28 protein-coding genes are annotated in these 25,982 nt (G+C 41.7%); 23 read left to right on the top strand and 5 right to left on the bottom strand.

Annotated elements, in window-relative coordinates; translation table 11 throughout:
• The first annotated feature begins 2 nt into the window (after window positions 1-2).
• The 3 genes from C5749_RS15880 (at window position 3) to C5749_RS15870 (ending at window position 4,352) form a co-directional block, all read left to right on the top strand.
• Window positions 3-2,435: an ABC transporter permease gene (locus tag C5749_RS15880; RefSeq protein WP_105727211.1), complete on the top strand. Its 2,433-nt coding sequence runs from the start codon at window positions 3-5 to the stop codon at window positions 2,433-2,435.
• A 13-nt stretch (window positions 2,436-2,448) separates the two neighbouring features.
• Window positions 2,449-3,108: an ABC transporter ATP-binding protein gene (locus tag C5749_RS15875; protein ID WP_105727210.1), complete on the top strand. Its 660-nt coding sequence runs from the start codon at window positions 2,449-2,451 to the stop codon at window positions 3,106-3,108.
• Window positions 3,109-3,503: 395 nt separating this feature from the next.
• Window positions 3,504-4,352 (top strand): transglutaminase-like domain-containing protein, encoded by an 849-nt coding sequence (locus C5749_RS15870; RefSeq protein WP_105727209.1) that lies wholly within the window; start codon window positions 3,504-3,506, stop codon window positions 4,350-4,352.
• Here the strand turns inward: C5749_RS15870 and C5749_RS15865 are convergent.
• Together C5749_RS15865 and C5749_RS15860 are read right to left on the bottom strand one after the other, a co-directional pair.
• Window positions 4,336-5,448: a hypothetical protein gene (locus C5749_RS15865; RefSeq protein WP_105727208.1), complete on the bottom strand. Its 1,113-nt coding sequence runs from the start codon at window positions 5,446-5,448 to the stop codon at window positions 4,336-4,338. The two genes, C5749_RS15870 and C5749_RS15865, sit on opposite strands and share 17 nt — an antisense overlap.
• Window positions 5,449-5,491: 43 nt before the next feature.
• Entirely contained in the window at window positions 5,492-6,598 is a 1,107-nt protein-coding gene (locus C5749_RS15860) for a hypothetical protein (protein ID WP_105727207.1), read from the bottom strand.
• A 104-nt stretch (window positions 6,599-6,702) separates the two neighbouring features.
• Between C5749_RS15860 and C5749_RS15855 the strand changes: the two genes are divergently transcribed.
• The 13 genes from C5749_RS15855 to C5749_RS15795 all read left to right on the top strand — a co-directional run bounded on the left by C5749_RS15855 (window position 6,703) and on the right by C5749_RS15795 (window position 17,525).
• Window positions 6,703-7,365: an epoxyqueuosine reductase QueH gene (locus C5749_RS15855; RefSeq protein ID WP_105727206.1), complete on the top strand. Its 663-nt coding sequence runs from the start codon at window positions 6,703-6,705 to the stop codon at window positions 7,363-7,365.
• A 52-nt stretch (window positions 7,366-7,417) separates the two neighbouring features.
• Entirely contained in the window at window positions 7,418-7,966 is a 549-nt protein-coding gene (locus C5749_RS15850; RefSeq protein WP_245893812.1) for a YceD family protein, read from the top strand.
• A gap of 14 nt (window positions 7,967-7,980) precedes the next feature.
• Window positions 7,981-8,172 (top strand): 50S ribosomal protein L32, encoded by a 192-nt coding sequence (gene rpmF / locus C5749_RS15845; protein ID WP_071790457.1) that lies wholly within the window; start codon window positions 7,981-7,983, stop codon window positions 8,170-8,172.
• Window positions 8,173-8,277: 105 nt separating this feature from the next.
• Window positions 8,278-9,216, top strand: coding sequence for a phosphate acyltransferase PlsX (plsX, locus tag C5749_RS15840; protein WP_105727205.1), 939 nt, complete (start codon window positions 8,278-8,280; stop codon window positions 9,214-9,216).
• A gap of 6 nt (window positions 9,217-9,222) precedes the next feature.
• Window positions 9,223-10,221, top strand: a complete 999-nt coding sequence (locus C5749_RS15835) for a beta-ketoacyl-ACP synthase III (protein WP_105727204.1) — start codon at window positions 9,223-9,225, stop codon at window positions 10,219-10,221.
• Between the two features lie 168 nt (window positions 10,222-10,389).
• Complete coding sequence (gene accB / locus C5749_RS15830; protein WP_105727303.1) at window positions 10,390-10,860, top strand: acetyl-CoA carboxylase biotin carboxyl carrier protein; 471 nt, start codon at window positions 10,390-10,392, stop codon at window positions 10,858-10,860.
• Between the two features lie 21 nt (window positions 10,861-10,881).
• The gene (gene accC, locus C5749_RS15825) at window positions 10,882-12,243 is read left to right on the top strand and encodes an acetyl-CoA carboxylase biotin carboxylase subunit (protein ID WP_105727203.1); all 1,362 of its coding nucleotides are present in this window, start codon (window positions 10,882-10,884) and stop codon (window positions 12,241-12,243) included.
• A gap of 81 nt (window positions 12,244-12,324) precedes the next feature.
• The gene (gene tatC, locus C5749_RS15820) at window positions 12,325-13,197 is read left to right on the top strand and encodes a twin-arginine translocase subunit TatC (RefSeq protein ID WP_105727202.1); all 873 of its coding nucleotides are present in this window, start codon (window positions 12,325-12,327) and stop codon (window positions 13,195-13,197) included.
• Window positions 13,198-13,207: 10 nt separating this feature from the next.
• A complete protein-coding gene (rpiB, locus tag C5749_RS15815; protein ID WP_105727302.1) occupies window positions 13,208-13,645 on the top strand; it encodes a ribose 5-phosphate isomerase B in 438 nt (145 codons plus the stop codon).
• Window positions 13,646-13,694: 49 nt separating this feature from the next.
• Window positions 13,695-15,260: a M28 family peptidase gene (locus C5749_RS15810; RefSeq protein ID WP_105727201.1), complete on the top strand. Its 1,566-nt coding sequence runs from the start codon at window positions 13,695-13,697 to the stop codon at window positions 15,258-15,260.
• Between the two features lie 18 nt (window positions 15,261-15,278).
• Complete coding sequence (locus tag C5749_RS15805) at window positions 15,279-16,271, top strand: aldo/keto reductase (RefSeq protein WP_105727200.1); 993 nt, start codon at window positions 15,279-15,281, stop codon at window positions 16,269-16,271.
• 51 nt (window positions 16,272-16,322) lie between these two features.
• The gene (locus tag C5749_RS15800; protein ID WP_105727199.1) at window positions 16,323-17,240 is read left to right on the top strand and encodes a DnaJ C-terminal domain-containing protein; all 918 of its coding nucleotides are present in this window, start codon (window positions 16,323-16,325) and stop codon (window positions 17,238-17,240) included.
• Window positions 17,241-17,243: 3 nt separating this feature from the next.
• Window positions 17,244-17,525, top strand: a complete 282-nt coding sequence (locus C5749_RS15795; protein WP_105727198.1) for a chaperone modulator CbpM — start codon at window positions 17,244-17,246, stop codon at window positions 17,523-17,525.
• A 115-nt stretch (window positions 17,526-17,640) separates the two neighbouring features.
• On the opposite strand, the gene C5749_RS19855 is transcribed toward C5749_RS15795, so the two are convergent.
• Together C5749_RS19855 and C5749_RS15785 are read right to left on the bottom strand one after the other, a co-directional pair.
• Window positions 17,641-19,011 carry a M56 family metallopeptidase gene (locus C5749_RS19855; RefSeq protein ID WP_105727197.1) on the bottom strand — a complete coding sequence of 457 codons (1,371 nt, stop codon included), beginning with the start codon at window positions 19,009-19,011 and terminating at the stop codon, window positions 17,641-17,643.
• A gap of 10 nt (window positions 19,012-19,021) precedes the next feature.
• A complete protein-coding gene (locus C5749_RS15785; RefSeq protein ID WP_105727196.1) occupies window positions 19,022-19,393 on the bottom strand; it encodes a BlaI/MecI/CopY family transcriptional regulator in 372 nt (123 codons plus the stop codon).
• A gap of 204 nt (window positions 19,394-19,597) precedes the next feature.
• On the opposite strand from C5749_RS15785, the gene C5749_RS15780 reads away from it, so the two are divergent.
• From C5749_RS15780 to C5749_RS15770, 3 genes are all read left to right on the top strand, one after another.
• Complete coding sequence (locus C5749_RS15780; RefSeq protein ID WP_105727195.1) at window positions 19,598-20,659, top strand: sensor histidine kinase; 1,062 nt, start codon at window positions 19,598-19,600, stop codon at window positions 20,657-20,659.
• Window positions 20,640-21,398 (top strand): LytR/AlgR family response regulator transcription factor, encoded by a 759-nt coding sequence (locus tag C5749_RS15775; protein ID WP_105727194.1) that lies wholly within the window; start codon window positions 20,640-20,642, stop codon window positions 21,396-21,398. The genes C5749_RS15780 and C5749_RS15775 overlap by 20 nt, the downstream gene beginning before the upstream one ends.
• Before the next feature lie 175 nt (window positions 21,399-21,573).
• Window positions 21,574-21,849, top strand: coding sequence for a hypothetical protein (locus tag C5749_RS15770; RefSeq protein ID WP_105717025.1), 276 nt, complete (start codon window positions 21,574-21,576; stop codon window positions 21,847-21,849).
• A gap of 14 nt (window positions 21,850-21,863) precedes the next feature.
• Here the strand turns inward: C5749_RS15770 and arfB are convergent, their stop codons facing one another.
• Window positions 21,864-22,289 (bottom strand): alternative ribosome rescue aminoacyl-tRNA hydrolase ArfB, encoded by a 426-nt coding sequence (gene arfB, locus C5749_RS15765; protein WP_245893811.1) that lies wholly within the window; start codon window positions 22,287-22,289, stop codon window positions 21,864-21,866.
• A gap of 87 nt (window positions 22,290-22,376) precedes the next feature.
• Between arfB and bshA the strand changes: the two genes are divergently transcribed.
• The 4 genes from bshA (at window position 22,377) to C5749_RS15745 (ending at window position 25,971) form a co-directional block, all read left to right on the top strand.
• Window positions 22,377-23,516, top strand: a complete 1,140-nt coding sequence (bshA, locus tag C5749_RS15760) for an N-acetyl-alpha-D-glucosaminyl L-malate synthase BshA (RefSeq protein ID WP_105727300.1) — start codon at window positions 22,377-22,379, stop codon at window positions 23,514-23,516.
• Between the two features lie 83 nt (window positions 23,517-23,599).
• Entirely contained in the window at window positions 23,600-24,304 is a 705-nt protein-coding gene (pyrH, locus tag C5749_RS15755) for a UMP kinase (RefSeq protein WP_105727193.1), read from the top strand.
• 26 nt (window positions 24,305-24,330) lie between these two features.
• Window positions 24,331-24,894, top strand: coding sequence for a ribosome recycling factor (gene frr / locus C5749_RS15750; protein WP_105727192.1), 564 nt, complete (start codon window positions 24,331-24,333; stop codon window positions 24,892-24,894).
• A 102-nt stretch (window positions 24,895-24,996) separates the two neighbouring features.
• The gene (locus tag C5749_RS15745) at window positions 24,997-25,971 is read left to right on the top strand and encodes a sugar phosphate isomerase/epimerase family protein (protein WP_105727191.1); all 975 of its coding nucleotides are present in this window, start codon (window positions 24,997-24,999) and stop codon (window positions 25,969-25,971) included.
• The last annotated feature ends 11 nt before the right edge of the window (window positions 25,972-25,982 follow it).

The following is a 25,982-nucleotide window of genomic DNA, read 5'->3' as shown; positions in this document are numbered from 1 at the left end:
AGATGATTAAGAACTTTTTTAAAATTGCTTTCCGTAACCTGGTAAAGAACCGAATGTTCACCCTCCTCAATATTATTGGGCTTTCATTCGGACTTGCCGGCTTTATATTTATCACGACCTATGTTTTTGACGAACTTAGTTATGATAAGTTCCATACCCAGGCGGATCGTATCGTTCGTCTAAATACACATATCCATATCGGTGAAAGCAAAATGGATATGGCCCTTACGAGCGATGGGATAGGTCCTATATTAAAAAACGAATATACGGAAGTTGAAGACTTCACTCGGCTATATACATCCGCTGGTGCAAAATTAATAAGAAAAGCAGGCAAATGGATAAATGAGACTCACGTTGCCCATGCTGATTCCTCATTTTTCCGTATATTTTCCTACCAAGTTCTCCATGGCCACCTTGACCAAGCCTTGACGGAACCTAATAGTGTTGTATTAAGCCGCTCAGCCGCTGAACGTTACTTTGATTCGACAGATGTTGTTGGAAAGACACTGGAGACCAACGACGCCGGAAACACCGTTTATCAGATCACCGCAGTAATCGAAGATATGCCTAGAAACGGTCATTTCAATTATGACTTTCTGTTTGCTATGGAAAACGCCCCTTACTGGAATTGGGGCGAACTCCTCTCCCATAACTTTACGACATACATATTGTTGAGAAACGCGACCGATCGCTCCCTATTGGAAACCCATCTCGAAGCGTACGTTCACAAACACGGCCTTCCGGCAGCCAAACGGTATATGGATGTCACTGATATCGAATCATTCAGAAAAGACGGAAACGTATTCCATTACGATGCCATTCCGATCACCGACATCCATCTGCGTTCCAACCTGAGGGGAGAACTTCGGCCTAACAGCAGTTTTCAATATGTTTATATTTTCAGCGCTATTTCGTTGTTTATTTTGCTTATCGCCTGTGTCAATTTCATAAACCTGTCTACGGCACGGTCGGCCAACCGAGCAAAAGAAGTGGGTGTCCAAAAAATATTGGGCGCTTCGAGAAGTAGTGTAGCTGGTCAATTCCTGGCAGAGTCATTGTTATTAGCGCTTGGAGGGATTATTCTCGCCATTGTACTTGTTGCATTGAGCGTACCGTTATTTAACGAACTATCCGGCAAGGAATTTAAAATAAACGATATCATCAATTTCAGATCACTTCCGCTATTTGCACTTCTTTTATTATTCGTTGGGCTGGTAGCCGGTTACTATCCAGCTGTTTATTTATCCGCATTTAATCCGCTACAAGTATTGAAATCGCATACCGTGATTTCCTCCGGAAAGAGCGTCTTCCGAAGTGGTTTAGTGGTTTTTCAATTCACCATATCGATTGTGCTGATTGTGGGCACGTTCATCGTGACCGCACAGCTGCGCTATATCCAACATAAAAAACTAGGGTACGAGCGGGAGAACATTCTTGTAATTAACGATTACCACGCGCTGGGAAATCAGACGAAAGCCTTTCGGGACGAGATTTTAAATCTCCCGAACGTTAAAACAGGTACTATCAGTGGCTTTCTCCCGGTTTCCAATTCGAGCCGAAGTGACAATCCTTATTCCAAGGAGACAGTCATGACGCCCAACAATACAGTACAGCTACAAACATGGCATATCGATGAACAATATATCCCTACGTTAAATTTGGAGCTGGTATCGGGACGTAATTTCGCTGTCGCTCGACGGGCTGATTCTGCGGCGGTTATTTTAAACGAAACCGCTGTTAAGCATTTTGGTTTAGGGGAAGATCCTATTGGCCAACAAATACATTTCCAATTTGGTGATGGTATGGAATCATTTCACGTCATTGGTGTGATCAAAGACTTTAACTTTGAATCTCTCCGAGATCCGGTTACTCCACTGGGTTTTTTCTTAGGCCATAGTCCTTCACAGGCAGCATTTAAAATAGAAACCACCGATCTTCCGCTATTGCTCAGCCGTATCGAAAACAAGTGGAATAAGCTAGCTCCCGGATTTGCATTCGATTATCGGTTTATGGATGAAGCCTTTGATAGTATGTACAAATCGGAGCGGCGTATGAGCCGGCTAAGCCTAACATTTGCGGCTATGGCCACCGGTATTGCCTGTTTAGGATTGTTTGGACTTGCAGCTTTTATGGCAGAGCAACGCAGTAAGGAAATCGGTATCCGGAAAGTACTCGGCTCATCCGTTACGGGAATAGTAGCCATGCTTTGCAAGGATTTCGTAAAACTAGTTTTTATTGCGATTATTATCGCTGTTCCCATTGCATGGTGGGCAATGAACAAATGGCTAGAAGATTTCACCTATCGAATAGATACATCATGGTGGATATTTATATTGACTGGCATAATAGCAGTTATCATTGCGCTATTTACGGTCAGCACCCAAGCGATACGTGCGGCTCGCGCTAATCCCGTCGATAGTTTAAGAAACGAATAAAGAATAAAACAAAATGATCAAACTAGAACATATTTTTAAATGGTATAATGTAGGTGGTACACGCTCTTTTGTCCTGAAAGATATTAATCTACAAATTGAAAGAGGCGATTTTATTTCCATAATGGGTCCATCTGGCTCCGGAAAATCTACGCTTCTGAATGTTATCGGTTTGCTTGATGAACCCAACGAAGGGCATTATTATTTTATGGACGAAGACGTATTGGCTTTAAAACCAAAGAAGCGGACAACATTATTCCAATCGCATATGGGCTACGTTTTCCAGTCTTATCATCTGATAGACGAACTAACGGTATACGAAAATATCGAGACACCCTTAATTTATAAAAATCTATCCGCTAAGGAAAGAAAAGCTATCGTCGGCGATATGCTGGACCGCTTCGGCATTGTGGGCAAGAAAGATTTATTCCCGGCACAACTATCCGGCGGGCAGCAGCAAATCGTGGGTATTGCCCGGGCCTTGGCTGCCTCACCAAAATTACTGCTAGCAGACGAGCCAACAGGCAATCTCAACTCCAAACAAGGCGAAGAGATCATGGCACTTTTCAAGCAACTTAACGAAGAAGGCATGACCATCATACAGGTCACGCATTCAGAAAAAAATGCGGAATATGGCAAGCGGATTATTAATTTATTGGATGGGCAAGTGAAGTAGTTTCTTCTCTTCATTTTTTTCCTTGATGAAAAAAACGAAGCAAAAAAAATCAAGACTTGCATTGTTCCGCTACCTTTACTTGCCTATTCCTAAACAGCATGAAACTCCCTTCGGTCAAACAACATGCTGTTTTAACGGAACAGTCTGCGTAAAGCTGGCCACGGAACAATGCTAGGTCGTTTTAACTCCGCACAACCGCTAAGCAATATTGATCGCTTTCATTTACGCATTTGCACCATACCTCCCTTAACAATATGGGTCGCCTCAAAAGCTTTGGCAAATGTAGGAGGATTATTATTGTACTATCCCAAATGCCAAAGGTTTTCAGCGACGAGTTTTTTTCTATCTTTTTTTGCGGAAAAAAAAGATAAAAGAAAACCCGTATCTTAGTACAGATGAACGAGCAGGAGTTAAAGGCGCTGATTTCGCTCTTGGATGATCCGGACGCGGAAATCTATCAGGCTTTGGAAGATAAGCTGATTACTTGTGGCCCCGAGGTGATACCGTTGTTGGAGGAATCTTGGGAACAGTCTTTTGATGTGTTATTACAGGAACGCGTTGAGCAGATCATCCACAAGATACAATTCAATCAGGTCAAACACGACCTTCAATTATGGAAGTTAAATAACGAGGAGGATCTGCTTGACGGACTACTTATCGTAAACCGTTATCAATATCCCAATTTAAGCGAGGACGAAGTATACGAGAAATTTGCCGAACTACGTCGCAACGCTTGGTATCATTTGATGTATGACATGAGCCCGATTGAAAAGGTAAAGCTGTTAAACAATATCCTATACCGTGAGTTTGGCTTGTCTGGCAATACATCTGATTTTCACGCGCCGCAAAACTCTTTTATCAACAAGGTGCTGGAATCAAAAAAAGGAAACCCTATTTCACTCGCTTGTGTTTATAGCATCGTTGCACAACGATTGGACATCCCCATCTATGGCGTTAATTTACCAAAGCACTTTGTGCTGGCCTATATGAATGAGGAAAAACCCGATGAGGTACTTTTTTACATTAATGTATTCAATCGCGGGCAGATTATGCGAGAAGTAGATATTATTGCTTTCCTACAACAACTAAATCTGCCTCCCACAGATGATTATGTGAAGCCGTGCCGTAACTTGGAGGTTATCAAGCGTATTCTACGTAATCTCATTGCCGCTTACGAATACGTAGACAATCTCGAAAAGCGTGAGGAGGTACAATTATTGTTGGATCTCATCGACCAAGCGTAGAATCGTCGCGCGCATCCAGTGCTAAGCCAACGGGTGTTTCACCAAATCGCAATACCGAAGTGTCAATTACATCTTCTGGTTCTACATTTCCGTCGTCTGTATACCTAAATCGTGATACCTTTTTCGCCGCACGATCAGCCACATATAAATATACACCACTCGCACGCATGTCAATGACCACATCAACAGGTGAAATTAAACCGGTATTAACGCCCGTAATCACCCGGGAGGGTCTGATTACATCCGCCGTTCCCTGTATCAAATTGGAAAAGTTATCGAATAGGAGGATTCGTCCGCTACCGACTGTCCCGTCTCCCATTTCGGCAATAGCCATGACATTCTTAATGGTATCGTAGCATAACCCGCGCAGATTAGCCGTGGCATTCTCAATTCGTAATGTACGGACGGGATTAAGCGTCGCAACGGAATCACTCGCCCTTACCGACATCGTCGTCAAATTCTGGAACATGTAAATACCCTCCGGCGCACTTATTTTGGAGGTAAAAAGCCTATCGTTTGCATAGGCGGCTCCCCACATGTCAAGGCCCGAATTGATTAACTTCTTATAAGGTTGTTTTTGGTTCCCTGTACTGCTTGGGTTATCGACTATATATATTCCTGCGTCTGCGCCTGCACCATTGACAACCAAAAGAGATCGCGTAGCAGCGTGGTATGCAAAGCCTCTCACCTTATTGTAGAATCTGCTCCGAAGTCCGTTTCCGGCATTATTTAACAATCCTGTTTGTTGCACAGTAACAGCAGCAATGACGGTATCAAGCCCATTACTGATTTCCTCGCTATTAGCACTCGCTTGGAAAATAGTCTTCGCAAATGGACTGAAATAAATTGGTCCGCCACCCTGCACTTGGGATACGTGGCTTTCCCTAAAAGCAAACACGGATGAATCTGCCGGCTGAATGATACGGATATTCGAATCTGCCCGCTCATCCGTCGTACCATATTCTTCAAAAGAAACGTAAAGGCGGGAAATCTGCCTAATTTCCAGTCCTGGTTCTACATTCTCATCTTCACAGGCATAAAACCCGAGGACTAACGCTAAAGCGAGGACACCGTATATGATTGAGGTTCTGAACATAACGAAGTGTAATATTACAAATATATAAAATAGCTAAAAATCATCACTGCTCATGCTCCCTTGTATCCAAGGTAATGCTGACAGGTGTCCTGCCATCTTTTAAATTGGAGGTATCAATCACCTTGTCAGGCGCTACGTTGCCATTATCGGTATATAGAAAGCGGGATATTTTTCGTGCTGTGCGGTCAGCAACGTATAAATAGACTCCTGTTTCCCTTGTATCGATAACGACATCAACAGGTGATACCAAGCCTGTATTGGCCCCCGTGATTATGCGCGTGGGCGTAATCGTGCCTTCTTCCTCTACCAGATCAGAAAAGTTCTCAAATATAAGGATACGGCCACTTCCTGGCGTTCCGTCTCCCATCTGTGCAACCGCCATGACATTCTTAACGGTATCGTAGAATAGACCGCGCAGATCTGTAGCATCTTCAATCTCTAAAATGCGGCTATAGTCTAATCTCCCGATAGAGTCCTGGGGGTTTACCTCTTTACCTGAAATGTTGTCAAAAACATAGATTCCTGCCGGTGATCCCTCCGTTGCAGTTGTCTTCGAAGTAAAGAGCTTCTCATTTTGATAGGCTGCCCCCCACATGGTTAAGCTGTTATTTCTTAACTTCTTAAGGGGTTGTTTCTCCCGGTTTGCATATCTTGGACGATCCATAACATATACACCCGCATCCGGCCCGCTGCCGTTGACAACATAGAGTACATTCGCTCGCTCATGAAACACCATTCCCCTTACGTTATTGTAATATCGACTTTTGGGAAGTCCGGCATTATTCAATGCTCCCGATGACCCCATACTCAGGACAGCGATCGATGTATCATTTGTACCTGCGCGGTTGACACTAGCTTGAAAGATGGCATTGACACTCGGATGGGATTCATAATAAATCGGCCCGCCCCCCTGCACCTGCGATATATGTCTACCATTGAATGCAAAGACAGAGGAGTCTGCAGGATAAATAATACGAACAGTGGTGTCGGGAGGGTTTTTCCCTGGCGTATATTCTTCAAAAGAAACATACAAACGGGTAAACTTTCTCATCTCCAAGTTTGGCTCTGCATCGTCTCGTTCACATGCATAAAAACCAAGGATAACCGTTAGAACGGCAAACACATAATATATGGGTGAGATTTTATACATAAGATTATCGTATCATGTATCACAAAAGTAACAAATAATGGTGGGGTTTTGTAAAATCTGGTAGTTTTCCGTAAAATTGCATTATATTTAAATGCGGTGGTATAATGGACAACAAGGAATTCAAACGAGAAAAGTTAAATTTGCCCGATAATGGCAAGAAATTGCTATTGCATTCCTGCTGTGCCCCCTGTTCGGGCGAGGTGATGGAAGCATTGATCGCGTCAGACATTGACTTTACGATTTATTTCTACAATCCGAACATCCATCCGCGCAGCGAATATGATTTACGCAAGGAAGAAAATATTCGTTTTGCCGAGAAGCACGATATTCCCTTCGTTGATGCCGACTACGATGTAGACCATTGGTTTGAGTTGGCTAAAGGAATGGAAAATGAACCAGAACGTGGTATTCGCTGCACGATGTGTTTCGATATGCGTTTTGAAAAAACGGCTGAATATGCCGCAAAACATGGATTTGACGTCATATCGAGCTCTTTAGGCATTTCCCGTTGGAAAAACATGGAGCAAATCAACGATTGCGGGCTACGGGCAGCTTCCCGTCATCCAGATATGGCGTATTGGACGCTCAATTGGCGGAAGAAAGGTGGCTCGGCACGGATGCTCGAAATCAGCAAACGGGAAAAGTTCTATATGCAGGAATACTGCGGTTGCGCTTATTCGCTACGAGATACAAACCGCTGGCGAATGGCAAACGGCAGGGAGAAAATAGAACTTGGCAAGTATTACTATGGAGACGAGGAGCAATAATTTGCAAAAAGTTTCCTTTTTACCGAAATAATAATTAATTTTGCACGCTCGAATGCAGATTGTGAAACATCTAAAATATTACAGGATCCCTTTTTCAGGTTTAACTACTGGAAAGCACAATTTCGAGTTTGAGATCGATAATAAGTTCTTTGATTGTTACGAACACTCGCTTGTAAAGAAGGGACAGCTCAAAGCTGATGTAGAACTGCAAAAGCAGGAAAACATGTTGATCGTCAATTTCCATATATACGGCACAATCCGATTGACGTGTGACGTATGTTTAGCGGAGTTTGATGCAACGCAAGACTTTCAAGAAAGGGTACTGGTCAAGTTTAGCGACGATGACTGGAACGAGGAAACAGAAGAGGTGTTGGTATTGTCCAAAACAGATTACGAATTGGATATCGCAGGATTACTTTACGAATACATCAACGTTCGTGTTCCTTATTATAGCAAGTGTTCAGAGCAGGGCACAGCCGCCAGTTGTGATCCGGAGATGCTAGCAAAATTGAACGATTCAACGGACTTAGACACAGAGACGGATACAGAAGAAAAAACAGACCCACGTTGGGATATATTAAAGAAAATTAAAAATAACTAAAACAGAGATACGAGATGGCACATCCAAAGCGTAAGACTTCTAAATCAAGAAGAGACAAAAGAAGAACACATTATAAGGCTGAAAGACCTACGTTAACTGTATGCAAAGAAACAGGTGCAGTACACACACCTCACCGTGCATACACAGTAGATGGTAATCTATATTACAACGGAAAATTGATTATTGAAAACACCGCTGCTGTCTAACGACATCATTCAACGAAATTAAACATCCCAAATAGGTGTAAAATTCAATTTTTATACTTTAATTTGGGATGTTTTTGCGTATTATTGATGCTAAAATAATAACGAATGAAGATTGGTTTAGACGTTTTAGGTGGGGATTATGCCCCCGACTCCACAATAAATGGGGCGATTGAAGCCCAAAAAGCGCTACAGGAGGGACAACGTCTTGTTCTTATAGGTGATCAGCAAGACACCGTAGAACGGTTAAAACAAGCTGGAGCGGATCCCGAAAAATTTGAATACGTCCATGCTCCGGAAAACATAGGCATGCACGAGCATCCTACCAAAGCTATTTCTCAAAAGCCCAACTCTAGCATCGCTAAAGGTTTTGAATTGTTAAAAAACGGTGAAATTGACTCTTTTGCTTCGGCTGGTAACACAGGAGCTATGCTTGTTGGAGCAGTATTCAGTGTAAAAGCGATTCCTGGCGTTCTTCGTCCTGCTATCGCAACCAATGTTCCGAAGATTAAAAGTGGCTATGGTATTTTGTTAGACGTAGGTGCAAATGCGGACTGCAAACCGGAAATGCTGTCGCAATTTGCGACCTTGGGAAGCCTATACATGGAATATGTTTATGGCTTGCAAAATCCAAAAGTCGGCCTGCTCAATATCGGCGAGGAAGAAGAAAAAGGAAACAACTTAACCATATCAACCTATCCCCTACTCAAAGAGAACAAAAAAATAAATTTTATTGGCAATACAGAGGGACGCGATCTTTTTACAGACGCGGCTGACGTATATGTATGTGACGGGTTTACGGGTAATGTGGTATTAAAACTTGCTGAATCCTTTTATGTAGTTACGCTAAAAAAGGGGTTTAAAGACGAATTTTTTGATAGATTCAATTACGAACGTTATGGGGGAAGCCCGATTTTGGGTGTAAACGCACCGGTTATCATCGGGCACGGTATCTCGACACCAGAAGCTATCAAAAACATGGTTTTACTATCAAAAGACATGATTGAGTCGCAAATCATCGATAAAATCAAGTCTGCTTTCAATTAATTATATATGTCAAAAATACATGCTGCAATTACTGCTGTAAACGGGTATGTTCCTGACTACGTCCTGACTAACCAAGAGTTAGAAACGATGGTTGACACCAACGATGAGTGGATTGTGACACGAACAGGAATCAAAGAGAGGAGAATCCTAAAAGGGGAAGGCAAGGCTACATCAGACTTAGCGGTTCCTGCAGTTAAAGGATTACTTGAAAAACGCGGCATTTCTGCCGATGAAATTGAATTGATCATCTTTTGTACCAGTACACCAGACATGCTGTTTCCTGCTACCGCAAACATTTTAGCGGATAAGATCGGTGCCAAGAAAGCATGGGGGTATGACCTCCAAGCAGCTTGTTCGGGGTTTTTATTTGGTTTGACTACAGCAGCACAATTTATAGAATCGGGCAAACATAAAAAGGTCTTGGTTGTAGGTGCCGACAAGATGTCGTCCGTGGTTAATTACGAAGATCGTAATACCTGTATCCTATTTGGTGACGGCTGTGGGTGTGTGTTACTGGAACCAAACGAAGAGGATAACGGCATTATCGATGCTGTTTTGAAAACAGACGGTTCAGGAGGTCCATATTTGAACATAAAAGGTGGAGGATCATTGAATCCAGCGACCCACCAAACAGTAGAAGCTGGCCTTCATTACGCATATCAAGAAGGGCGTACCGTATTCAAATTCGCCGTCACCAATATGGCCGATGTGGCTGTAGAAGTAATGGAAAAGAACCATTTGACATCAGAAGACGTGGATTGGCTTGTGCCGCATCAGGCGAATAAACGGATAATCGACGCCACTGCTGAACGCGCAGGTCTTTCTGAGGATAAGGTTATGGTTAATATTCATAAGTACGGCAATACGACCAGCGGTACCATTCCCCTTTGTCTGTGGGAGTGGGAAAACCAATTAAAAAAAGGAGACAACTTAATATTAGCAGCCTTCGGCGGTGGGTTCACCTGGGGAGCCGTTTATCTAAAGTGGGCTTATACAAAAGCATAAAATATTATTAACTTTGCTCCAGTTTATGTCTTACGCTTGGAGCAAGAATCTATCGTAAGAATTTATACAGGAGATATCCACAGTTTCAACATGTAAACACACATGAAAAACCGGATACTCCATGTGGTCTTAAAAAAAAGTTATTTACACATGAAACCTACTAAAAATATGAGTATGGATATTAAGCAAATTCAAGACTTGATTAAATTCGTTGCCAAATCAGGTGTGAATGAAGTCGCTATCGAAGAAAAAGACTTTAAAATCACGATAAAAACGAATCAGGAACCCACCTATGTTACAGCAACTGTTCCAAATCCGGTAGCGCAACCTGTGCCAGTGCCAACGAGTACAACACCGGCTGTGCCGGCCTCCAGTACACCTGTGGCTGAGTCGTCAAACCTGTTAACCATTAAATCACCAATGATCGGAACTTTTTACCGTGCCTCAGGTCCTGATAAACCATTGTTTGTAAATGTGGGTGACGAAATCGTTCCTGGTAAGGTACTGTGCATCGTGGAAGCTATGAAGCTTTTCAATGAAATTGAATCGGAAGTTTCGGGCAAGATTGTGAAAATCTTTGTAAATGATGCAGAACCTGTAGAATTTGATCAACCGTTATTCTTAGTTGATCCATCATAGTTTAGATGTGAGGTATAGAAGATGTTCAAAAAAATATTAATAGCAAATAGAGGGGAAATTGCACTTCGTATCATTCGCACTTGTCGCGAAATGGGCATTAAGAGCGTTGCCGTTTATTCCACAGCGGATCGCGATAGCCTACATGTACGCTTCGCTGACGAGGCTGTCTGTATCGGTCCCCCCGCAAGTAAAGATTCTTATTTAAGCATTCCCAATATCATTTCGGCAGCCGAATTGACGAATGCAGATGCCATCCACCCCGGATACGGATTTTTATCAGAAAACGCAAAATTCTCTGCCATTTGTACCGAATACGGCATCAAGTTCATTGGTGCTACGGCTGAGCAGATAGAAAAAATGGGCGACAAAGCATCGGCAAAAGAAACCATGAAACGGGCGGGTGTTCCCACTGTACCAGGTTCTGAAGGTTTGATTCCGGACGTGAAAACAGGTATTAAACTGGCCAATGAAATCGGTTACCCCATTATCTTAAAAGCTACCGCTGGTGGCGGTGGACGAGGGATGCGTATTGTATGGAATGACAACGAATTTGAGCCTGCATGGGATTCTGCCCGTCAGGAAGCCGGAGCTGCATTTGGCAACAGTGGCATCTACCTTGAGAAGTTTGTCGAAGATCCCCGTCATATCGAAATACAAGTTATCGGAGACCAGTATGGAAAAGTGTGTCACCTATCAGAACGTGATTGCTCTATACAGCGCCGTCACCAAAAGTTGGTGGAGGAAGCACCTTCTCCATTTATTACGCCGGAACTTCGCGAAAAAATGGGAGAAGCAGCTATCAAGGGAGCACAAGCCGTAAATTATGAGGGTGCAGGTACGATCGAGTTTTTGGTCGATAAACACCGTAATTTCTATTTTATGGAAATGAACACTCGTATTCAGGTTGAGCATCCGGTTACAGAAGAGGTTATTAATTTCGACCTTATCAAAGAACAGATTAAGGTAGCCGCAGGCATTCCAATTTCGGGAAAAAGCTACGAGCCGACCATGCACGCCATTGAATGCCGTATTAATGCGGAAGATCCGTTCAATAATTTCCGTCCGTCACCTGGTCGAATTACGAACTTTCATTCGCCCGGAGGACACGGTGTTCGGGTAGATACACATGTGTATGCAGGATATACAATTCCACCGAATTATGATTCGATGATCGCCAAATTAATTTGTGTCGCGCAAACACGTGAAGAAGCAATCAATACAATGGAGAGAGCACTGAGCGAGTTTGTGATAGAAGGCGTAAAAACGACCATTCCGCTGCACATACGTTTAATGCGCGATCCAAACTTTAGAGCAGGTAATTTTACAACAAAATTCATGGAAACATTCGATCTTACGGAGTATCCAGACGAAGAGGTTGAATAAAATTTCCTTTACATACGCTTAAAATACCATTCTTCAAAATAAGAATGGTATTTTTGTTTTGTTTCAGAAACAACATTTAGGATGTCAACATCAAACGATTTAATTAAAGCAATAAAACAGAAGGGAAAGAATCTCGAAGGAGAGATGTCGTTCTTTGAGCATCTAGAAGTACTCAGATGGCATATTATCCGCTCAGTTATCGCCATAGCGGTATTTGCTATTCTTTCATTTACATTTTACGATTTCGTTTTCAACAAGATTATCATGGGTCCAAAAAACCTTGACTTTTGGACGTATCGGATGATGTGCAAAATGGGTGATTTGTTCAGTTTGGATGGCTTTTGCGTAGAACGTATCCCTTTTAATATCATTAACACGGAGATGGCTGGGCAGTTTATGCTTCAGATCAATTCCTGTCTATTGATGGCGGTTGCATTGGGTTTCCCTTATCTTCTCTTCGAAATCTGGCTTTTTATAAAACCAGCTTTAACAGATGTAGAAAAGAACTCTGCACGGGGATTTGTATTCTATGCGACTGTGCTGTTCATCGTTGGCGCACTATTTGGTTATTATATTGTCGTTCCGCTCTCCGTCAATTTCTTGACCAATGTATCTTTAAGTGACGAAATCACCAACCAGATTACCATTGATTCTTATTTATCGCTGATCGCGACGTTGACATTAGGCTGTGGGATAATTTTCCTCTTGCCTATCGTTATCTTCATATTGTCCAAGCTGGGTTTAATGACGCCTGCTTTTATGCGGGCGAGCAGACGATACGCGGTTGTCATTATTTTAATTATCGCCGCCATCATCACCCCTACGGCAGATGTAATCACCTTATTGACCGTTAGCGCGCCTATGTTCGTACTTTATGAGTTGAGCATCATGGTTTCTGCCAATGTGCATAAGCGAAAACTGGAAAAAGAAAAAGAATTTTATAATCAAAAATAAAACAAAGGCCATGTCTAAAAAAATTGCAATAGGAAGTGACCACGCTGGATTTGAATATAAAACGGCTGTGCTTGAATTTCTCAAAGATGAGGGTTATACCGTAGAAGATTTCGGCGCTGCAACGGCCGAGTCTGTAGATTATCCTGATTTTGCACATCCAGTAGCTACTAGTGTTGAAAAAGGTCAAAACGAATTAGGTATATTGATCTGTGGCAGTGCCAACGGCGTAGCTATCACAGCAAATAAACATCAAGGTATTCGGGCAGCGATTGCCTGGCAAAACGAAATATCAGCCCTAGCCAGGCAACATAATGATGCGAATATCGTGTGTATTCCTGCGCGCTTTGTCGACCTTGAACTGACAAAAAAAATTGTAAAAACATTCCTGACCACCGATTTTGAAGGAGGCAGACATGGCACACGTGTAAATAAGATTGCTTGTACGTAGTGTAACCATTGGTAGCTATATTGGATACTAAAAGATATTTATGTTGACTATGATAAAAAATTGGATTACCGCATTTTTATTTGTCCCTGTACTCCATAGTTGTGCAATAGCCCAGCAAGATCGGGTACAGCTCAAATACGCGGACCTCGTGACAGAAGAAACCGCAAAGGCACATTTGACGTTGTTGGCGTCGCCGGAATTTGAAGGACGAGGAACCGGTCAAAAAGGAGGTGAAAAAACCGCACATTATCTTGCTGAACAGTTTAAGTCTTACGGCTTGACGGCCCCGGTTAACGGCGACTATTTTCAACCGGTAAACCTAGCAAGAGTTTCCTATCAGGTACAAAATTTTGTCGTGGACGGAACGGCTTATGAAAATGGCAAAGATTTCTTTATACAGGGTGATAACAAACAGACCATCTACCATGCAGATGACATCGTATTTGCTGGATACGGCATTCAAGACAAAATACATAATGACCTAGCCAATATCGATATCCGTGATAAAGTGGTTTTAGTCATCAATGAAGGAGAACCGAAAGATGCGAACGGAAATTCCATTGTTACAGGTACCAAGAAGATGTCGGAATGGGCCAGTAGCCGATTTAAGCGCGTGCAGGAACTTCTCAAGAAAAATCCAAAAATGATTTTGGCGACGGGCGATTACGTCGATGAAAATATGGCGCGGTTCGGGAAGCGCTTAACAAGTGGCCGATTCTCGTTGGATGATGGAAATGATGCTGTATCAGGCACTAGCCAAGCTCCGGTGGTCAACATTTCGTCAAGGATGGCAAATGAGCTATTGAAAAAACAGCAAACCAGCCTTGAACAACAAAAAAACGATCCTTCGACTTTCACCATCCCTGCAAAAGTGGATGCCGAAATGGGAATCACGAAAGAAAAATTTGCAGATCCCAATGTACTTGGCTTATTGGAAGGTTCGGACTTAAAAGATGAGATTGTCGTCGTCGTAGGGCACTATGACCATGACGGGATACTACCTGATGGTACATTTTTCCCAGGAGCCGATGATAACGGTTCGGGTACAGTAGGCGTTATGGAACTTGCCCGTGCCTTTGCACAAGCGAAGAGGGACGGCCAAGGTCCGCGTAGAAGCTTGTTATTTATTGGTCTTGCTGCCGAAGAAAAAGGGCTGCTTGGTTCAAAATTTTATGTTGAAAATCCCGTTTTCCCACTTGAAAATACCGTAGCTTGTATCAACATGGACATGATTGGGCGGATAGATGACAAGCATTTGAACGGAAACCACAATTACATGCACGCCATAGGCCTAGATAAATTGAGCTCCGAATTAAAACAGATTACAGAAGCCGCAAACAATACGTACACCCAAATGGAATTGGACTATATGTATGATGATCCGAACGATCCGATGCGTTTATATTATCGCTCAGACCATTATAACTTTGCCGAAAAGGGTATTCCGTCCGCGTTCTTTTTCTCGGGGTTGCACCCACACTATCACACACCGGAAGATACAGTTGACAAAATCGACTTCCCGATGATGGTAAAACGGGCGAAATTGATCTTCCATGTTGCTTGGGAAATAGCGAATCGTGACAAGCGATTACCCGTTGATTCAAACAAGCGTTAAGCGAAAAAACAGACAGATATGCTATATAGAAACTTAGGCAATAGTGACTTGAAAGTGTCTGCCATTACCTTTGGAGCTTGGGCGGCCGGAGGATGGATGTGGGGCTCGACCGATAGAAAAGAAGCTATAGAAGCAATTCAAGCTTCCTATGATGTGGGGGTAACTTCTATCGATACCGCCCCTATATATGGACAAGGGACGAGCGAAGAGATCGTTGGTGAGGCGATACGAAATATATCTCGTGATAAGATACAGCTCTTGACGAAATTTGGGATGCGGTGGGATTTAGCTTCCGCCAAAGGTGATTTCGCCATGCACACACAGGACAACGACGGAAATGCGTTGGACGTCTATAGATATGCCGGAAAAGAGAGTGTTATATATGAATGCGAACAAAGCTTGAAACGTTTGGGGACAGACTATATCGATTTGTATCAAATTCATTGGCCGGATTCGACTACACCTATTTCAGAAACTTTTGAAGCTGTCTCTCGATTAATAGAGCAGGGAAAGGTTCGTTACGCCGGTGTATGCAATTATTCCAGCGCGCAAATGGCGGAAGCGGAACAAATCGTACATCTGGTTTCCAATCAAGTTCCTTTTAGTATGGTTAACCGCGGTATTGAAATGGAAACGGTCCCATACTGTATAGAACATAACAAATCCATTTTAGCTTATAGTCCGCTTCAACGCGGACTATTAACTGGTAAAATCCATCCAGGTTATACCTTTCAGGAGGGTGATCATCGTGCAACTTCACCGCATTTCCAGCCTGAATTTATCGATAAAACAAATGTGCTATTAGAAAAGATAAAACCTATCGCCGACAGCAAAAATACTTCTTTAAGCCAATTAGTATTGCGATGGACGATTGAACGGCCAGGCATTACCATAGCATTAGCTGGCGCAAGGAATGCACAACAGGCGCTCCAAAATGCCAAAAGTATCGACATTCGATTAACGACCGACGAAATCGAAACGATAAATCAATTCGTGGATGCCTTCCAGTAAAAAAACAAAAAACTGCTCCTCTTGTTATGTTAACTACAACATAATAAGTGTATGGCTTTTGTAGATTATTATAAAGTATTGGGGATAGAGCGAAATGCCTCCCAAGATGATATTAAGAAAGCGTATAGAAAGCTCGCCCGAAAATACCACCCCGATCTGAATCCAAATGACGAGGATGCTAAAAAGAGATTTCAAGAAGTCAACGAGGCAAATGAAGTCTTAACCGATCCGGAAAAGCGGAAAAAATATGATCAATATGGCGAGCATTGGAAGCACGGAGAAGCTTATGAACAAGCGCAGCAGCAACAGCGTAGTCGTGGCGCCAGCGGAGGATCGACAGGAAATCCGTTTGATGGTTTTGATTTTGACTATTCGGGGAATTACGATACCGGTGAGTTTTCAGACTTCTTCGAGCAAATGTTTGGGAGCCGGCGGGGCGGTGGCAGACAAACCAAGTTTAGAGGGAACGACTACCATTCCATACTGGAACTGACCTTACAGCAAGCCTATACTACGCACCAACAAACGTTTACCGTAAATGGTAAAAATATTCGGATTACGATTCCTGCCGGTGTCGAAAACGGACAAAAAATCAAACTCAACGGACAAGGTAGCGAAGGGGTTAACGGTGGCCCGAATGGCGACCTCTATATTGAATTTAGTATTTTATCAGATCCTCACTTTCAGCGTAAAGGGAATGACCTTTACACCACACAGAATATCGATTTATATACGGCGCTCTTGGGTGGGGAAACCGTGGTGGAAACATTTGCAGGGAAGATCAGAGTTAAGATTAAACCGGAAACGCAAAATGAGACTAAAATTCGTCTAAAAGGGAAAGGTTTTCCTCTATACAAAAAAGACGGACAGTTTGGGGATTTGTATGTAACGTTGCATGTGAAACTCCCTACTAATCTCAGCGATAAAGAAAAAGAACTGTTTCAACAATTGGCCAATCTAAAGAAATAAGCTATGGAAAGAACTTTAATAAGGATAATAGATGTTTGCCAATCCCACAAAATAGAGCGACAGTTTATTCAAAATCTTTCTCGAAATGGTTTGATTGAAGTAGTGGTGCAAGACGAGGAGGAATTCGTTAAAGAAGAAGAACTAAAAGCGTTGGAGCAATTTGCTACTTGGCATTACGAACTGGAAATCAACCTACAGGGTATAGAGGTTGCACAACATCTTTTACATAAAATTGAACAACTGCAAGAAGAAATTAGGTTGTTACGCATCGAAATACGCGAGTAAATCTCTTCCTCAGAATAAAAAATCCAAGATCAAGATGGGATGCCCTATCTCGATCTTGGATTTACCGGACCTTGATTCCCCTACTCCATCTTATAGCGACGTGAGACGGAATACACTATTTTTGAAGATTCATGTTTATAGGTAAAGTATAAGCGACACGCACTTTTCGACCATTTTGTATTCCTGGCCGCCAAGCCTCGGCTTTCTTAAGAATCTTGATTGCCTCCTCGCCCGTCCCATAACCAAGATCCTCTACAATTTTAAAATCACTTAGCTGGCCATCGGCTTCCACAATAAAAGAAATGACAACCCGCCCTTTTACACCTGCATCTATTGCGACTTGAGGATAATGATAATTTTCGCCTACCCATTCACGAAAGGCTTTTAGGCCTCCCTTTGGTTCTGGATTAACTTCGACGGCCGTAAATACCCGCGCCGTATCTTCCTTCTGCTGCGGAACTATAGTAACTTCTGCAACGGTTCGCTGGTGTTCCGCTTGACTGAAGCTTCCTTTGGGTATTATTTCCCCTGAGCGACTCACTACTTTACGTTTCGTTGTACCCCGCTGCTGGGTAATATCATCCATCACCTCATTCAAAGAGGTTAGTGGTTCATTAGGTGATATATTCTCCAACTGTTCCAAATGTTCTATCTTAGCCTCCATTGTGTCTCTGATAGAGACGTTGAATGCCACTGCCACCCCACTTATCAATAGCAAGGCAGGCAGGATCATCATGTAACTAATTCGGTTTATTTTCTTCGATTTATTTTTGAATAACATCATAATACGTTGTTTTAAAAATGATTTATTGGAAAACTCGTGCACCAATACACTACGAGAAACACGCATCGCATTCGAGACCAAGAGTTCAGCGTAAGTTACCTTGTCTCTCGCACAAGCCTCATCAGCGATACATTCATGTTGAAACTTAAGTTCTTTCAAGTAGAAATAAAAAATCGGGTTGAACCAATTGAATACGCGCACGACTTCCAAAAACAGAATGTCATAACTGTGACCCTGCTTTATATGGATACGCTCATGCGAAGCGATAACATCCCGACGTTGCATATCCTCGGCAATGAACACCCGGTTGAAAAAAGAAAAACTCCGATGTTCTGAAATGTTACCTCCGAAGGCGCTCAACACGCGATACAACCGGATACCTAGCCAGAGTAACATCAATCCTGCTCCTGCGATATAAACCAGTCGAACCCAGTCCATAGGCGACCAAGAATGGTTATGTGCCGCCTCATCCGCTAGGCTCACGGTGTCCATTTCTGCAAAGTCGATCATTGCCAATGGTCGATATACTTCCCTGTGATGGCTCAAATCTACAAATTGTAACAGCGGTATCGCGAATGAAACAACTATTGCGCTCAGTAAATAGATCCTGTTCCACTGAAAAAACGTAAGGCGTTTCAGCACTAGTATGTATATTCCAAAGAACAGCATCAACGATAAGTTTGCTAAAATCAAGTACGTCATAGCTTAAATTTTATTTCTTATTCCGCTGGATGATCTGCATGATCTCATCCAATTCTTTTACATTCATTTTCTTTTCTTCCAAAAAGAAAGATAGCATACTCGTTGTGGAATTATCGAAATAATTCTGCAAGAGTTTTCCTGTAATTAACTTCTTATATTCTTCTTTGCTAATCTTAGGCAAATAGCGATGGCTTTTGCCAAAAGACTCATGTTCTACGAAACCCTTGGTTTCTAGAATACGAATGATGGTAGATACTGTATTATAAGCTGGCTTAGGATCTGGCAATCGGACTATGATTTCTTTCACGAATCCTCCCCTCATGTTCCATAGTTCCTGCATGATCTGTTCCTCCGCCTTTGTAAGTTCTTTTATTTCGTCCATAACGCTATTTATTAAAAAGACAATATTGCCTGCAATCGATTGTAAGAACAAACTTATAACTATTTTTTTAGTTATACAACTAATTTTTTAGTTTTTAAAAAATAGTTGTGTAAAATCCTCTGTATTTGAACAATCAATCTAGTTGAGACGTCGGCTGCAATAAAAATATTCCATTATCTTTGTCATCTGTAAAAATTATTATACATGGGTTTTATACGTAACCAGCATCGTTATCCGCTAAAGTGTTGGATTCAGCGTAGCGTAGTATTTTCACTTTGTATCGTATCCATATCGATTATCGATGCGCTGCTATATCAGGATCAAGCTCATTTTTGGCTCAATACGTGCGCAGGATTTGCAGCATTTTTTGGAATTATTGTGAGTAATCTCGCACTTCATGTGCATTTTGACGTCAAGGATCCCATTAAGTCCCCTTTCAAGGTGAAAATACTAAGTTTTATTATCACCTTTACTATATCTTTAACGCTAGTAGTCTTTTTCCTTCACTCAGGCTTGCTGACACCCCAGGAACGCAAAATTATCACGGGCTCTATCTTTAATCTCTTTCTTCTTGCAGGTTTTAGGGCTGTTATCTTGAATTTTATCGTATTGCTTTGGTTATATTTTTTAATGACGGATTATTTTAAAAACCAACTCGAGCTAGAACGATCGAAATTGGATAAACTAAAAGAACGGGCAGTCAACCAGATGTTACGTCAACAGGTACAACCTCATTTTTTATTCAACGCCCTTTCCAGTTTAAAATCGCTTATAAAAAAAGATAGCGCTAAAGCAGAGCCTTATTTATTGCAATTATCAGATTATTTACGGGGAAGTTTCATGACCTCTGAGGATGGGCTGGCAACTGTCAAACAAGAACTCAAACTCTGCGAAGATTATATGTCCATGCAAAAACTTCGATTTAACGATGCGATACAGTTTGATATTCAAGTTTCAGAGCATGTTTACCAAGACCTACTTCCGATTTTTTCCTTGCAACCATTGGTTGATAATGCACTGAAACATAATTTTTATACGATTGATCGTCCGCTATTTATTACAATTCGTGAGCGAGCAGGCTGGGTCGTGGTCAGCAACAACACCTGTTTACGCAAACCATCTATGGACGACAATAATAATTATGGACTGAACAACCTCAAAGAGCGGTTTAGCTATTATCTTCAAGATAGTGTAATTATCCACGAAAACCGAACTACTTTTGAGGTACGGCTTAAACTTATCCAACATGAGAACGATCATCATTGAAGACGAAGATTTGACGGCTGAAGATTTATGTTCGACACTGAAACGTTTAGAACCGAACATGCAACTCTCTGCCCGCTTAACAAGCGTACGGGAGGCGATAACCTATTTTAAAACTGCGCAACCCGTCGACCTTATCTTTAGCGATATTCAGCTTGGGGATGGCGAATCTTTCGATATATTCAAAACCATTCCTCCCACTGCTCCCATTGTGTTTTGCACCGCTTATAACCAATATATGATGGAGGCTTTCCAACATTTTGGACTAGATTACATTTTAAAACCATTTTCTGACGAAAGCATCCATAAGACATTAGAAAAGTACCGTCTCTTACGGCAGACGTTTAATAAAACTACGTTAGATCTGGTTCATTCGGTAAGCAATACGCATAAAATAACCGAAAGAACCAAAAAGTCTTTGGTTGTCATACACGGAGACAAGATCATTCCCATTCAAATCGCTGATATCGCCCTTTGTTACATCGAGTTCGACAATGTTTTCGTCAAAACACACAGTGGCAAGGAATACCTCATCAATAAGTCGCTAGAAGAAATGGAACATTTACTTGGCGACGATTTCTTCCGAGTAAACCGGCAACATATTCTAAATCGTGTTGCGATTGCTTTTGCGAACCTAGGACTCTCCCGTAAACTTGTCCTCAATTTGCGTGTTAACCATTCCATTAAGATTTCGGTAAGTAAGGAGAAGTACCATGCTTTTATCCAATGGCTGGAGGGATAATTTGAGATTCTGGCTATAATGAGTTGGTTCGCCGAAGAAACGGACGGTTCAGCCGATATTTTGTCCGTTTCGACCGAATTTCCTTAAAAATTCCAATACGTTTCATGCATATTTGTTTTGGTTGTTGGGTAGGTTAATCTGGTGGTATTCATATTCAAAAAAAAATAGTCTACTGATGAACAAGTATGTATTGATTTTCAAAACCTCAATTCGGACAATTTTAGAGCGTTCTCACTTAATTGCTAAACTCTATCAAGTGTCAAAGGACATCAAATTTGCGACAGTGGATTTGGACGATGAAGATTTTATATTACGCATAGAATCAACCCAGCGTAATGAGGATTTCATTTCTAGATTCCTGCATTTGGAAGGACATAAAGTGGCCTTTTTGGCTGCCTTTGAAAAAGATGAACATGGGCGGCCGCTCACTGTAAGTCATTTCCGGGAATAGGAGATATGCTGTTGTTAATCAAAGTTGAGTTTCTTTCTACGATTCTGCTTCTTTTGAGATTGTTTTTTCTTTCTATCTAGTCGATCCAGAATTTGAGATTTAGGAATTTTGGTTGCTACCCGTTTCTTTTCTCTTTTTAACGCATGATGGAGAAGATCAAAGAAACGGGCGGTGACGATCTCCTTATTCTTCGTTTGGCTTCTTTCGGTTGAAGCCTCCATTTGCAAAAAGCCTTCTTTATTCAATCGATTCGTTAATTTTTGGCGAACACGTGTTTTCTCATCTTCTGTCAGGGCTTCTGATTCATTGACATTCCAGACAAGTGTTACTTTTGACTCCACCTTGTTTACATGCTGTCCCCCTGCCCCTCCCGAACGAGAAGTTCTATATGATAGCTCTTTCTTTAAAGATTCATTGTCCATAATTTTAAATTTAATCATTTTCCCCAATTATTGCAAAGCAATTATAAAAGCATCCTTATCTTTGCGCTGTATGTTTACATACCGTTAAAAAACAAATTTATACAGATGAAAATAGGTATTGTATGTTATCCTACTTTTGGCGGAAGCGGCGTAGTCGCAACAGAACTTGGCAAAGCACTTGCTTCCAACGGACATGAAATCCACTTCATAACTTACTCTCAACCCGCTCGGTTAGATTTCTTTTCAGAAAACCTTTACTATCATGAAGTTGCTGTCGCTCAATATCCCCTATTTGACTTTTCGCCCTATGAATCTGCTTTAGCAAGCAAACTGGTAGACGTGGTCCGATTCGAAAAACTGGATTTATTACATGTACACTATGCGATTCCACATGCGTCGGTCGCCTATCTAGCGAAACAGATATTAGCGTCATACGGCATTCATGTTCCTGTAGTGACGACCCTGCATGGGACAGATATTACCTTGGTAGGAAAAGATAAAAGCTTCAATCCGGTAGTTACGTTTTCAATAAATCATTCTGATGGGGTGACGGCCGTTTCTGAGAATTTACGCGAACAGACATTGGAATCTTTTGAAATTACCCAAGATGTGCGTGTAATTCCCAACTTTATAGATTTTTCTCGTTTTCATAATAAGAACAGATCGCACTTTAAACGTGCCATAGCTCCTGAAAATGAGCGAATCATTATCCACACCTCCAATTTCCGGAAAGTTAAAAACACCCAAGACGTTATTCGCATCTTCCATAAAATCAACGAGGTTATTCCGAGTAAACTTTTGATGGTTGGTGACGGGCCCGAGCGGCGAAACACAGAAGAGCTAGCGCGTCAATTAGACGTTAGCCAAAACGTACGCTTCTTGGGAAAACAAGATGCTATTGAGGAAATATTATCCGTTTCGGATTTATTCCTAATGCCCTCTTCCTCGGAAAGTTTTGGCTTGGCAGCTTTGGAAGCTATGGCCTGCCATGTCCCGGTTGTTTCTTCTAACACCGGAGGGCTACCCGAACTAAATATTAACGGCGTAAGTGGATTCTTAAGCGATATTGGTGATATCGATGATATGGCAAAGCATGCAATTCACATCTTAGAAGACTGTGACCGCCTACAAGTTTTCAAAGACGCTGCCTTTGCTCGAGCGAAAGAATTTGATTTAAGCAAAATTCTCCCGCTTTATGAATCCTATTATGAAGAGGTAGTGGAAGCGGCGAAAGACAAATTATGAACGTGAAAAAAGGGTAATATAAACGCGGGAGGCAAGAAAAAAAGTTTTATCTTTGGCTTTTGGAAATATTCCAAAAAACGATCATGAAATACAAACGTATCCTACTCAAACTCAGCGGAGAAGCCCTAATGGGCGAACAAAGTTACGGCATCGACATCAATCGGGTGATGCAATATGCGAACGATATTCAAGAAATTCATAGCCAAGGTTTAGAAATCGCCATCGTTATCGGTGGGGGTAATATTCATCGGGGATTAAGCGCTGAAAAAGCGGGTATGGATCGCGTACAGGCCGATTATATGGGTATGTTGGCAACGGTTATTAACAGTATGGCTTTGCAGGATGCGCTGGAAAAAGTAGGTTTAAAAACCCGTTTACTGACAGCGATTAAAATGGAACAGATTTGTGAACCTTTTATTCGTAGACGTGCAGTGCGGCACCTGGAAAAAGGACGAATCGTTATCTTTGGAGCAGGTACAGGAAACCCTTATTTCACGACTGATACGGCAGCATCGCTACGTGCGATCGAAATCAACGCCGATGCTGTACTCAAAGGCACGCGTGTTGATGGGATATACACAGCCGATCCAGAAAAAGATCCTTCTGCACAACGCTATGATAAGATTTCTTTCCATGAGGTTTACGAGAAAGGTTTAAATGTAATGGATATGACTGCCTTTACGTTGTGTCAAGAAAATAGCCTCCCTATCATCGTTTTCGATATGAATAAACCGGGAAATCTGAATAAATTAGCCAATGGTGACCATATCGGCACGGTGGTTAGTTAATCTAATGCAAAAGAAATACAAAAGATATGAATGAACTGATATCCTTAGAATTAGACGACTGTAAAGAGAATATGAGCAAGGCCGTTGCTCACACAGAGTCTGAACTGACTAAAATTAGAGCTGGGAAAGCATCTCCGGCGATGTTAGATGGAATTGTCATCGATTATTACGGCAGTATGACCCCCCTTTCTCAGGTAAGTAATGTCAATACTACCGACGCTAGGACTATTGTTATCCAGCCTTGGGAAAAAAATTTAATTAGCACCATTGAGAAAGCAATTGTTGATTCGAATATCGGATTAAACCCACAGAATGATGGCTCTATTATTCGCTTGGCTGTACCCCCATTGACAGAAGAACGTCGTCGCGATCTGGTAAAAAAAGTAAAGGAAGAAGCTGAAAAAGGTCGTGTAGCGATACGGAACATTCGCAAGGATGCTAACGAATCTATTAAGAAATTAAAAGGAGAAGGGATATCCGAAGACGAAATCAAAATAGGAGAAGGTGAAGTACAGAAGTTAACGGATGCTTTTATTGTTAAAGTTGACCAACTTGCCGAGGTAAAAGAAAAAGACATTATGACTGTATAAGCCATAAGCATAATCGATAAAAAAGGATTCTAGTCAACAGAATCCTTTTTTTGTTTATTTTTTATTAACTTTCCTTGCAGATTAACATTCTTAAAATAAGGTATGTACAACAGTAGAAGAACATTTCTTAAGCAAGCTGGTCTAGGTTTATCCGCGGCTTTTCTTAGTCCATATTTATCTTCCTGTAAGGGGACTACATTAACGGACGACCCTTTTAGTAACATAGGTATACAATTATACTCCATCCGTGATTTAATCAATGAAGATCCTATAAACACGCTCAATACAGTCGCAAAAATCGGATATAAACACGTGGAAACATTTGGTTTTGACGCCGCCCAAGACACTTATTGGAAGCTTCCGATCCCGGAGTTGAAAAAAGTATTGGACGACAATAACCTGAAGACACATAGTGGGCACTATGATATGTCCAAATACCTCAACCGAAAGTTAACCGAGTATGAAAATATTGAAAAATATATCGAAATTGCCCATCAATTAGGGCAATCCTATATTGTGGCCCCCGTAACGCCAATGGATGACTTAAATAACCTAAAACCCGATGATTACCAATATGCAGCAGAACAGCTCAATAGATTTGGCGAAATGGCTAAAAAAGCAGGCATTAAAGTCGGTTACCACAATCACTTCTGGGAATTTAGGCATTTTGCAAACGGGACAAAGGGGCTGGATATCCTTATCGCTTTTACCGAGCCAGACCTCGTCGATTTCGAATTAGACCTTTTTTGGATAGAAAAAGCTGGGCTTAACCCGCAATCTTATTTTGAAAAATATCCAGGTCGATTTCCGATGTGGCATATAAAGGACATGGACAGACAGTACACCAAGCCCGTTGTGGGAGAAGGATACGATGATGCCGATTTTTTAGATATCATGAAAGAAGTCAGGTATACGGAAGTAGGAGCCGGAGCAATAGACTTTATCAGAATTGCAGACTATGCTGATAAATCAGGGTTAAAATACGCATTTGTGGAACAAGATGATATCTATCTCCCAAATAAGTTTGAAAGTATAAAGAAAAGCTACGACTACATAACGAAGCGTCTAGTGAAATAGGGAGGATCAAA

The sequence above is a fragment of the Sphingobacterium gobiense genome (assembly GCF_002980575.1).
GTDB classification, from domain to species: Bacteria; Bacteroidota; Bacteroidia; order Sphingobacteriales; family Sphingobacteriaceae; genus Sphingobacterium; species Sphingobacterium gobiense.
The sequence above is the reverse complement of the archived record's forward strand: the minus strand, read 5'-3'. Positions and strand labels throughout refer to the sequence as shown.